The sequence below is a fragment of the Ideonella sp. P3_A4 genome, assembly GCF_056403075.1.
In genome coordinates, this window is sequence record NZ_JBFUGE010000284.1 from 1 (window position 1) to 7,744 (window position 7,744).

At 63.8% G+C, this 7,744-nt stretch carries 5 protein-coding genes; 4 read left to right on the forward strand and 1 reads right to left on the reverse strand.

All coding sequences use genetic code 11. The annotated features are described in order from the left end of the window. Window positions 1-309 (reverse strand): GNAT family N-acetyltransferase (locus AC1DYI_RS21320; RefSeq protein ID WP_477206136.1); only part of this gene is annotated, 309 nt, incomplete at its 3' end. 943 nt (window positions 310-1,252) lie between these two features. Here AC1DYI_RS21320 and AC1DYI_RS21325 point away from each other — a divergent pair. From AC1DYI_RS21325 to AC1DYI_RS21340, 4 genes are all read left to right on the forward strand, one after another. After that, window positions 1,253-3,475, forward strand: coding sequence for a M4 family metallopeptidase (locus tag AC1DYI_RS21325; protein ID WP_477206137.1), 2,223 nt, complete (start codon window positions 1,253-1,255; stop codon window positions 3,473-3,475). A 343-nt stretch (window positions 3,476-3,818) separates the two neighbouring features. After that, window positions 3,819-4,991 (forward strand): serine hydrolase domain-containing protein, encoded by a 1,173-nt coding sequence (locus AC1DYI_RS21330; RefSeq protein WP_477206138.1) that lies wholly within the window; start codon window positions 3,819-3,821, stop codon window positions 4,989-4,991. A gap of 398 nt (window positions 4,992-5,389) precedes the next feature. Beyond that, a complete protein-coding gene (locus tag AC1DYI_RS21335) occupies window positions 5,390-6,283 on the forward strand; it encodes a hypothetical protein (protein ID WP_477206139.1) in 894 nt (297 codons plus the stop codon). A gap of 436 nt (window positions 6,284-6,719) precedes the next feature. After that, window positions 6,720-7,562, forward strand: a complete 843-nt coding sequence (locus tag AC1DYI_RS21340; RefSeq protein ID WP_477206140.1) for a hypothetical protein — start codon at window positions 6,720-6,722, stop codon at window positions 7,560-7,562. Window positions 7,563-7,744: the final 182 nt, after the last annotated feature.

Sequence of the window (7,744 nt, forward strand, 5' to 3'; positions counted from 1 at the left end):
GCCCAGCGCCTTGTACAGAGCAGCACCGGCCTCTGTGGCAACCAACACGCCCTGCTTTGCCCCTAGATCGAGCGAGAGCTTGGACAGCGCGGCCATGATGTGTCGGCCAAGCCCCTTCCTTCGGTGGGGCTCGGCCGTAACGATCTGATCAAAGGTGGCGAACGAGCCATCAATGGCGACTTGGCCGCTGGCGGCGATTTCCCCTGTATCAGCGATGAGCTTCGCAAACGCGAGCGCTCCCGCTGAATCGATATTCACGCGGTAGCCATCAATCGCTGGGAGATGGCCRCCGACGAGGTCGGTGCTCATCAAGAACTCTGGCTCGTGAACCTGCCAGTGAATTGAAAGCAATGGGGACACGCTTTCAATCGGGGCACAGATCTTCAGCCAACTACCGGGGCCAGCCTGCGTGGAGACGAGCTCCTGAAGAAGCCCTCGATCAAGGTGTGGCAGAACGTACCGCGTGGTCTGTTCAGGCCTTCCGACGACGACTTCGAAATAACCGGAACGCTCGATCGGAGTTTGAGTGCCTCGGGAAATCGCCCAGCCAAATGCCCAGGCTCGAGTGGCGGCCACTCGATCAAGCGTGCCGGAGCTGAGGGTTTGCTCTGAGTTCAAGGATGGCAAGGTCATCTGCGACTTGGATGGAGATTGAGGCATCTGCTTGGCTGGTGATGATCCTCAGCCGATGGCGCACTGGGTGAGCCAGGGGGGGCGGCCCCTAGTGTCCTGTCCCACAGATAACTGCCATTGAGATTCGACCAGATGGTGATGATCGTGCGGCTGGGCGGCTGGGCAGATACCCAGCGTATCTGCCCAGATGACCGGCCGCGCGAGCGCGCCATCTGGTCGAACCCGAAGGGCGGGCCGAAATGGGGCGCTCGCAGCGCCGCCAAGCCGGGCAGATACCACTCGGTATCTACCCGGCTCGTCGACTCGCGATCATCCCCATTGCGGCCCGTCGCAATGACAGTTATCTGCGGGACAGGACACTAGCTCACCCTCCTCAATACGTGGTGTTCTGGCGTTGAACTGGGGGCAAGTGCCTTTGGCTGTGGAGTCGTCGCGCGCAGGCGACCCCTATGTTGACTTAGGTCGCTCGACAAACCTCATGAGGTTAGATGGCTTTCCGGGATTGACACAAAACAGACACGCTCGCAGCATGCGCCGGCGCGTCTAACCAGGCGCGTGGAGAAGAAAGGCATCACGCGCTACCGCGCGTGCTCTACGTCACTTTTTGAGGAGTTGGCAGATGAGTTCGATGATCTCCAAACGCACCAAAGGTCGGCCGATCGCCACCTTGGTCGCGGGGCTTGCGCTGGCCACCAGCGCCATGGCCGCTGTACCAGGCAACACACCAGCGGACGTTGCGCACGCCCTTGGTGCGCTGCAGTCGGCGAACGTGATCCAGGCGGGCCCCAACGGGGTGCCGATCTTCTTGCGCGGGGAACTGGGGCAAGCGCCGCAGCTCAACGCGGCGTCTCTGGCCGTCACTGAATTGACGATGCGCTCGGTGCTGGCGCCGGCGCTCGCCGCTCTGCGGCTGGACCCTGCTGACCTGCGGCTGCGCAAGGTCAACGTCGATTCGATGGGCAGCCGGCATTTGCGCTACAACCTGACCCACCGCGGCCTCGACGTGGTGGGCGGCGACCTGGTCGTCCACGTGGACGGCAAGGGACGCGTGTTCGCCATCAACGGCACGGCCCGCGGCGACCTGGCCGCCAGCCTGGGCTCCCGTGACGTCGGCGAAAGCGCCGTGCACCCGGCGGTGATGGCCGATGCCCGCTTCGCCGGCATGGCGACCACGCCGCCGCGCCGGGTGTACTTCGTGTCACCCCAAGGCTCCGTCCATCTGGCCTATGAGACCGTCGTCACCGGCCAGCGCGGGCTAGACCCGGTGCGGGACAAGGTGTACGTCGACGTCGACAGCGGCGCCATCCTGGGTGTCCATCCGCAAATCTACTTTGCGGAAAACCGCAAGATCTATAGCGCCAACAACGGCACCAGCCTGCCCGGAACGCTCAAGCGGTCCGAAGGCCAGGCCGCCACCTCTGATGTCGACGTGAACGCCGCCTACGACGGCACCGGCGCCACCTATGAGGCCTACAAGGCGTTCTGGAATCGCGACTCCTACAACAACGCCGGCGCGGCGCTGATCAGCACGGTGCACTACAGCACCAACTACTGCAACGCCTACTGGAACAGCACCCAGATGGTCTACGGCGACGGCGACTCCAGCCAGGGCTGCGCGCCCTTGGCGCGAGCCGTCGACGTCACTGGCCACGAGCTGACCCACGCCGTGACCGAAAACGAATCCGGCCTGGTCTACTCGGGTGAATCGGGTGGCTTGAACGAAGCCATGTCCGACATCTTCGGCGCCTTCACCGAGGCGTATGTCGACGGCGGCAAGACCGGTACGCTGACCGTGTCGTCAGACACGTGGAAGGTCGGTGAGGACATCCTCCCGCCCGCGCTGCGCTACATGAACGACCCGGCGGCCGATGGTGCGTCCAAGGACTTCTGGGTCAGCGGCGTGGGCAATGTCGACGTCCACTACAGCTCGGGCATCGCCAACTTGGCGTTCTACCTGCTGTCGCAAGGTGGCACCCATCCGCGTGGCAAGTCCAACATCACCGTGACCGGCGTGGGCATGACGAAGGCCATCCGGATCTTCTATGAGACTAACGTCAACATCCTGACCTCCAACGCCAACTTCCTGGCGGCCGGCAACGCCACGGTGCAAGCCGCGGTGAACCTCGGCTACCCGCTGGCCGACCAGATCTCGGTGGCCAAGGCTTGGCAGGCGGTGGGCGTGCCTGTGCCTACCCCCGGCGGTGGCGGCGGCGATGAAACGGTGTTGACCAATGGCACGCCGCTTTCCGGCCTGAGCGGCGCCATCGGGGCGCAGGCGTTCTACAAGATCGTGGTGCCGGCTGGCCAGACCACGTTGACCTTCACCATCTCGGGTGGGACGGGCGACGCGGACATGTACACCAAGTTCGGCGCCCGGCCGACCTTGTCGACCTACGATTGCCGCCCCTACAAGACCGGCAATGCCGAAACCTGCACCGTCAACTCACCCGCTGCCGGCACCTACTACGTGCTGCTCAACGCCTACGCGGCGTACAGCGGCGTCACGCTCACGGCCACCTACTCCGGTGGCGGCGGGGGTGACCCGCTGCTGACGAACGGCCAGGTCGTCACGGTGTCGGGTGCCACGGGCAGTGCGCAGTACTGGCGGGTCAACACCCCGGCCGGCAAGACGCTCACGATCACCATCACGGGTGGCACGGGCGATGCAGATCTGTACACCCGCTTCGGGTCTCGGCCGACGACCAGCACCTACCTCTGCCGTCCTTACCTGACGGGCAACAACGAGACCTGCACCGTTACCTCCACCACGGCGGGCGACTACTACATCATGGTGCGCGGCTACTCGGCCTTCTCGGGCGTTAGCCTGAAAGCCAGTTACTGACGCTTGATCGGTCAGGCAGCGGCGGTAACGCCCGCTGTCTGGGCTGCCTCAACAACGGCACGGCCGTCCCCGCGGGGACGGCCGTTTTCATTGGCTCGCGCCCTTCAAACCTTCGCACGTTCGACCCGGCGGTACGCTCATGCGCGTACCCAATACTTTGGAGCGGCGCGGTTCAAGACGCGACGTGAAGGAGCAACGAAGCCGAAACGATGGCTGGCCAGACTGCCATCGCCGAATCAGGAGACAGCCCCGAACAATCTCGAGCCTAGTCGCGTGGTTGATGGGTCTGTTGCAACCCTGGACGGTCATCAATCAATCGATAGTGAAGAAGAGGAGACTCCCCATGTTCTCAACCAGACGTGCGGTGGTTCAAGGCGGTATTGCTGGCTTGTTGTTGCCCCAAGCCGTATTCGCAACGGCGGCGCAAAAGCCCAACAGTCCATTCGAGCGATGGCGGCTCGACTTCGAGGCGGGAGTGCCGGCGCGGATGGCGGCGGCCCATGTGGTGGGCGCGTCCGTTGCCATCACTTCGCCCGGCAATGCAGTGCGCTACACAGCGTCGTTCGGCTTCGCTGACCTGGCCAAGAATCGAGCGCTGACTGTGGTCACGCCGATGCATCTGGCGTCGGTCAGCAAGCTGTTCACCGCATCGGCACTGGTGCAATTGTTCGAGCGCCGCGGATTGGACCTTCACGCGAATGTGAATGACTTCATCGACTTCTCCGTCATCAATCCGCACCACCCGTCGTTGCCCGTGACGCCGCATCAGCTCGTCACACACACCTCCAGCATTTCGGACAAGGGCCACGACGTGACCTATCCGGGCGACCCCAAGAACAGCCTTTCCAACTTCCTGCAGGGCTACCTGGTCAAGGGGGGCCGTCACTATGACCCTGAGAAGTCATACCTCAAGGTGAAGCCCGGCAAGAAGTGGGACTACAGCAATGTGGGTGCAGCGCTGGCAGGTTATGTCGTGGAGTGTGTGAGCCAGCAAGGCTTCGCCTCGTATGTCGAAGAAAACGTCCTCGCACCGCTCGACATCCACAACGCCCATTGGTACTTGCGGGACTTCGAACCGGACGTCCTGGCCAAGCCCTACCGGTTCAGGAAGGGTGAATTCGTCGAGTTGCCGCAGCAGGGCTACCCGGATGTCCCTGCAGGCTTGCTCCGTTGCTCGGTCAGTGATCTGGCCAGGTCGCTGCACGCGATGTTGGGACAAGAAACGGGGCCGAAGGCCATCTTGTCGGATCAGGCGGTCGGGGAGATGTTGCGCCGGCAGGTGGCCCGGTCGGTCCACGGCTACCAAGGGCTCGGGTGGACCCAGGAGAAAGTTCGCGAGCGCAAGGTCGTCGGTCATTCGGGCAGCGACACCGGCGCTTCGAACATGGTGGTGCTGACGGAAGACCAGAGCCAGGCCGTGGCCATGTTGATGAACATCGACGGCACCTACAAGAGCGATGAGTTCCGCGAGGCGGTCATCGAGGACCTTCTTGTCGGCGCGGCGCTGGCCGAGTAAGCGCGTAGCGCACGCCACTACTGCGTCATGCTGCGCGGCTACTCGGCTTTCTCGGGCGTCAGCCTGAAAGCCAGTTACTGACGCTTGGTCGGTCAGGCAACGGCGGTAACGCTCGCTGCCTGTTCCGTCCCGATATCGGCACGGCCGCCCCCTGGGGGCGGCCGTTTTTCATTGGCTCGCGTCGATGGCGCAGGCGGCGTGAGGCGGCGGCTTACCCGGCCCAAGTATCGTCCTTGCTTGTCGGCAACTTGCAAGTTAGCACGGAACCGGCAACCCAATTCTTCACTCACACCCGTCCACCGATGAGCCCCCATCGTCGGCCACCATAACGCTGCGACAGCGCCTGCTGCTTGCGCACTCACACATTGGAATTTCCTGTGGCTTCTGGACTGTCACCCGTGAATCGTGCCTTCAACCCTGCAGCCGTCGGCCGCAGGAGCCGCTGGCGTTCCGCCTTGCACCGTCTGCCTTGGCCGGCGCTTGCCCTTGCGGGGTTGAGCGCGCTGCCTTTGCCGACCCAAGCCGCCACCACAGGCGACAAAGTGGCGTGTCCCGAGATCGACGGGCTGAATGTCGCGGGTCTCAAACGGTCCACCCTGGTAGGCGAGCTGCATGGCACCAACGAGAGCCCTGCCTTCGTGGCTGCGCTGGCATGCCACATCCTGACCAGCGGCCACACCCTCACGATGGCGCTGGAGATCCCTCGCACCGAACAAGACCGCATCCGCAGCTACCTTCTGTCGAACGGCAGCACAGCCGACCGCGCGGCGATGTTGAAAGGGGAGTTCTGGGCCACCGACAAGGCGGACGGCCGATCGTCCGCGGCGATGGTCAACCTGATCGAGCGCCTGCGTTACCTGCGCAGCCTCAAACTGCCGCTGATCGATGTCGTCACCATCGATGTCGCGGCAGGCGAAGACAGCGCCGATCGCGATCGGCTGATGAGTCAGGCGTTCGAGCGCATCACCAAGACCCCAAGCGACTATGTGGTCGGGCTGGTCGGCAACTACCACGCGAAGAAAACCGACGGCGCGCCGTGGGATCCACGCACGCGGTTCATGGCGGGTTACTTGCCGGCCAGCGACTTGACCAGCCTGGACGTCGGCTACGCCGGCGGGGCAGCATGGATCTGCATACCCGAGTGCGGCGTTTCCGAAATGGGCTCCTCGAGCCAGACGATCGCAAAGGGGTTCTCGCTTCGTTTCGTGGCCAAGGACGGCGGCGCTTACGACGGCGTCTACGACGTGGGTCGCTTGTCCCCTTCCCTGCCTGCCCGAAGTGGTGGCGGCTGAGAGCGCTCCCATGAATCAACCGGGCCTTCGCGTCTGACGCGGGGTCAAATGAGTTGACTGAATAACCGTGGTGCTAACGAATTAGCTCAATGTACATCCTGTAAACAAATCGAGTGGTTGCCATGATGAGCAAGGCGTCGGTCCGCCTCTAGCATCGCCCACCCAAACATCTGCAGGAGCACCGCTCATGTCTCGTTCATCATCGCGCCGGCTGCGATAGGCCCTTCATCGGTCCCTCGCCTGCGCCGGCCTCCTGGCCGCATCCACCGCGTTCGCCGCCCCACCCACCTACCGCATCGAGCTGCTGGACAAAAGCAACAGCATCAAGCCCAAGTACGTCAATGCAATCAGCGACAACGGCAACATCGCCGGCTGCGGGCGCGACAGCCGGACGGGCTCGGACGTTTCCTATCTGAAGCGCAGCGGCGCCAAGTCGGTGGCCCTGAAGGGGTCGAGCGGCTACTGCAGCTTCGAGGGCGACGTGAACGATGCCGGCGACGTGCTGAGCGAGTACCTGCGCGACGAAGGAAACATCCTCACCGTTCAAGGCGCACTGTGGACGCGCGACGGCGTGATGACGGACCTGAACAAGCTGGCCGGCTGCGACACCACGACGGAGGACGACTACAGCTCAATCGGCGCCCTCAACCAGACCGGTGACGCCGCCTTCAGCATCGACTGCAAGATCCATGGCAACCAGGTCATCAGCGCCGTCCTGTGGCGCCAGGGCAAGCTGGTCTTCCTGGCACGGATGGGCAGCCGCGGCCTGCCCCGTGTCAACGACCTGAACAACCTGGGTCAGGCGGCCGGCGACATGGACACGGCGGACAACTCGTCGACCCGCGCGGTCATCTGGGAACCCGACGGCACGGTGCGCATGCTGGGCACCCTGGGCGGCAGCATGTCGTTTGCGAACGGCATCAACGACCTGGGGCACGTCGTCGGAACATCGACGCTGCCGAGCTGGGAGTCGCGCGGCTTCGTCTTCGATGGCCAGACGATGAAAGAGCTGCCAACCTGCGGCGGCAAGTTCTCACCGTACCCCACCGGCATCACCAACGACGGCCTGATCGTCGGTGGCTACGGCGGCCAGAAGCATCACCACGTGGCGGTGATCCAGGACGGCGAGTGCTTTGCGCTGGATGCACTGCTCGACGCCAGCGGCGCCAACTGGACCAACCTCGGCGCCCGCAGCGTGAACAACGCCGGCGTCATCCTCGGCAAGGGTCTGTACAACGGCACCGAGCACGCCTACATCGCCACGCCCGTGGTTCGCTGATCACGCTGGCGAAGTCGCGACCTTTGTGTCGATCCTGCGATCGGCACGAGGGGTCGACGGGCGTCAACGGCTGGTCACTGCGGCGTCAAGCGGAAGGCGAGCTGCTTCGCGTCGTTGCCATTGCGGTTGCCGTAGGCCGTGATGACGCCGGTGTTGTTGATGCCCATGGCCACCTTCAGCAC